This is a genomic window from Neobacillus sp. SM06 (genome assembly GCF_050496765.1).
Taxonomy (GTDB): Bacteria; Bacillota; Bacilli; order Bacillales; family Cytobacillaceae; genus JAEVLT01.
Genome location: NZ_JBNWEO010000002.1, coordinates 1 through 3,125, shown reverse-complemented (window position 1 = coordinate 3,125; position 3,125 = coordinate 1). Strand labels below are relative to the sequence as shown.

Annotated in this window: 3 protein-coding genes and 1 pseudogene; 1 reads left to right on the top strand and 3 read right to left on the bottom strand. The window is 40.0% G+C overall.

The window, feature by feature from the left end:
* Positions 1-308: 308 nt before the first annotated feature.
* The 3 genes from ACQYAD_RS00075 to ACQYAD_RS00065 are packed head-to-tail and all read right to left on the bottom strand — an operon-like array spanning position 309 to position 1,460.
* Complete coding sequence (locus tag ACQYAD_RS00075) at positions 309-572, bottom strand: integrase core domain-containing protein (protein WP_430234341.1); 264 nt, start codon at positions 570-572, stop codon at positions 309-311.
* Positions 541-1,113, bottom strand: coding sequence for an IS3 family transposase (locus tag ACQYAD_RS00070; protein WP_430234339.1), 573 nt, complete (start codon positions 1,111-1,113; stop codon positions 541-543). The genes ACQYAD_RS00075 and ACQYAD_RS00070 overlap by 32 nt, the downstream gene beginning before the upstream one ends.
* A gap of 35 nt (positions 1,114-1,148) precedes the next feature.
* On the bottom strand, positions 1,149-1,460 hold the full coding sequence (locus tag ACQYAD_RS00065) for a transposase (RefSeq protein WP_430234337.1): 312 nt from the start codon (positions 1,458-1,460) through the stop codon (positions 1,149-1,151).
* An 80-nt stretch (positions 1,461-1,540) separates the two neighbouring features.
* On the opposite strand from ACQYAD_RS00065, the pseudogene ACQYAD_RS00060 reads away from it, so the two are divergent.
* A pseudogene (locus ACQYAD_RS00060) lies at positions 1,541-2,869 on the top strand (IS6 family transposase); the annotation flags it as partial.
* Positions 2,870-3,125 lie beyond the last annotated feature (256 nt).

Here is a 3,125-nt window from a genome sequence, read left to right as displayed (position 1 = left end):
GATTAACCCCCGAATTTTGGACAATATCTCTCTTATTCTCTCATTTCCATTGTTTTTTAAAATTGGATTGTCTTTCGTTATTCTTCAAAAAGGCCATGCTGCTTGACAAGGAGCCTCTGCGGGCATGACTTCCCAGCCGAGCAGCCAGATGTCACAACATCGGCATCGCCAAACAAGGCTATCATGCCGCCCACTCCTAATCAAGCTGGTGCTTTGGCTGAAGTTTGGCACTGTTACACTCGAACTTCCTTAATTACTAATGAACCCTGATTCTCATAGAATTCTTTTGGTGATAGATCTTAGAATGCTCAATGCATGACTCTTTCGTTATAAAAATACCATAAACTTGTGACGACTTCATATGCTTGTGCATATGTTTCAAATTGCCATCTAGATAGGCAATCGTCCTCAAAAATCCGATGAAATGATTCGATATGGGCATTCATATTTGGCGTTTTGGGCGGTATTCTTTCATGCTCTATTTTATAATTTTCACAAAACTCCTCGAAAGTATGAGAAATAAACTGTCGTTCAGTTCTATTATCTTCGGATAACAGGTTTTTCCAAAGCATTAAGTAGTTGGCGTTTCAGTAGTGCTCGTTGCATTGCTTGATTGACATCGCTGCCTGTACAACTCAAGCCCATATGAATATCGACAATCCCCCTGTCATAAACGTCAATAATTGACATGACAAAGAAAAAGCGGTCTTCACCTTCAACAAATCCGTATTTTATATCGGCTTCCCACATTTGATTTGAGCTAGTAATGATGCGATTTCGTGCTAGTTTTCTAGGATGCGAGACTTTTTTCTTACGCTGTGGACGTAAGATCCCTAATTCTTTACATAATCGGTACACTTTTTTCTTGTTAATGACGAGGTTATGGTTCCGATAAAGAAACTTTGTGAGCTTGCGATAGCCATAGTTATAGGCATCGCCGGCAATCCCCTCTAATAAAAACTCCTTGATCTGTTCATCTGATACTTTTTGGCCGTCCTCTTTGAAAGAATAGCCTGGTGCTGGACGTCCCTCACTTACTTTTTTCTCTTCCACACGGTAGTTTTTTTGATAATAGTAGGTGGAACCAGGAATACCAATGATTTTTAGCACCACTGAAATGGAGTAGCCTTTTTGAATCCACTTTTCAGCTACTTCAAGTTTTTCAGCAAGTGAGGGTTTTTCTTTTTTATAAGATCACGTAAAATCGCGATTTCAAGATCTTTTTCACCTAGTAGTATTTTTAGTTTTTCGTTTTCTTTTGACATTTCTTTTGGGTCAAGATCAGGCATAGCTGTGACATCTACATCACCGTATTGCCCATTTTTATATTCCGTACACCAACGGCCTACCATATTAGCATTAAGATTATAGCGACGAGCCACTACCGCTTTTTTGCCAGTCTCCAAAACCTCTTTTATCACTTGTAGTTTAAATTCTTTTGAATGTTTTGTTCGTGCCATGATGACAACCTCCTTGGTACATTAAGTAGTATAAAATAGATCACTCTTATTGTCCAAGTTCATTTTGGGGCTAATGAGAAGAAACGCCTGTTAATAAACCTTATCGAAAACTTCAAGTCGATGAACTTCCTATCATCGAAACCTTTGAAAAACTTGATTATCAAAAACTCCTCACCGATTATCTTGAGAAAAACGGTAAACCCTTAAAACCGGTTCAAAGACGTTCAAATACAAAAGCAATTGTACCTAAGTCAATGAACTGTCCAGCGTGTGGTGCTCCATCGGATTATCTTTATGCCAATAATGGAGGCAAAGGACAGTATCAATGTAAGGTATGTTCCTGCCTTTTTAACAATAAGAGTCGTTATTTGAAAGAGGCTATTCTTAAGTGCCCTCATTGTTCAAAAACCCTTGAAAAAGTTAAGGAGCGACAAGATTTTGACGTGTTCAAGTGCAAAAATAACGATTGTCCCTATTACCAAAAGAAACTAAACGGCATGTCTTCCAAAGAAAAGAAACGGTTTAAAAAGGATCCGCAGGCATTTAAATTACGATACATTTTTCGCCGGTTTCACCTTGATTTTAAGCCTCTTTCCAAGGAATCACCTGAACTTCCAGTAGTGGATTTGTCAAAGATTTACGCATCTCCACATACATTGGGGTTGATTCTAACTTACCATGTCAACTATGGCCTTTCAGCTCGTAAAACAGCTGCCATTATGCAGGATGTCCATGGTGTATCCATTTCACATCAAACGATTTTGAACTACGAAAACAGCGTCGCTCTTTTGCTTAAGCCATATATTGATCATTACCCTTACGAGCTTTCCGATCAATTTTGTGGCGATGAAACCTATATTCGAGTGAATGGTCACTGGCATTACTTATTTTTCTTTTTCAATGCGGTGAAGAAAATCATCCTTTCTTATCCGGTCTCACCGAATCGAGATACGGTTTCCGCTATTCGTGCAATGGATGATGTCTTATTGAAGATGAAAGAGATTCCAAAAGATTTAACCTTTGTGGTAGACGGAAATCCGATCTATCTGCTAGCCCAACATTTCTTCGCACAGCACGGCATTTCCTTTGATGTGAAGCAAGTGATTGGGCTGACAAACGACGATCCTGTTTCGACGGAATACAGACCTCTTAAGCAAATTATCGAGAGACTTAACCGCACTTTTAAGGGCAACTATCGTTCCACTCATGGCTTTGGGTCGGAACATGGTTCAGTTTCTTTTGTCACGTTGTTTGTGGCGTACTTTAATTTCCTTCGTCCACATGCAAGTTTAGAGGGCAAAGTCCCGGTAGTGAATCCAGAACTATCAGGGCTTCCTACAATGCCCGCGCGATGGACAAAGTTAATGGAATTAGCTCAACGCTGGATTATCCAGCAGCGGTCTACCTAACTTTTTGTTTAGCAGAGCCCTTGAATAAAACTAGCATCCGGCGAAGCGAACTCTTGACAAACCGAACTAGCCAATGGTTTAAAATGGAAAAACCAAGGGCTATTTAGCATGCCTTCTTTTTGTCCCCGTCGCCCTTGGTAAAGTAAACGCAAACCATTGGCGTGTTTGTCAAGAGCGGTTGCGGGGGCATACCCGCCCAGTAAATGGAAGAAATATTAAATCGCTAGGTAGTTTTCATAGAACTTTTGACACTACC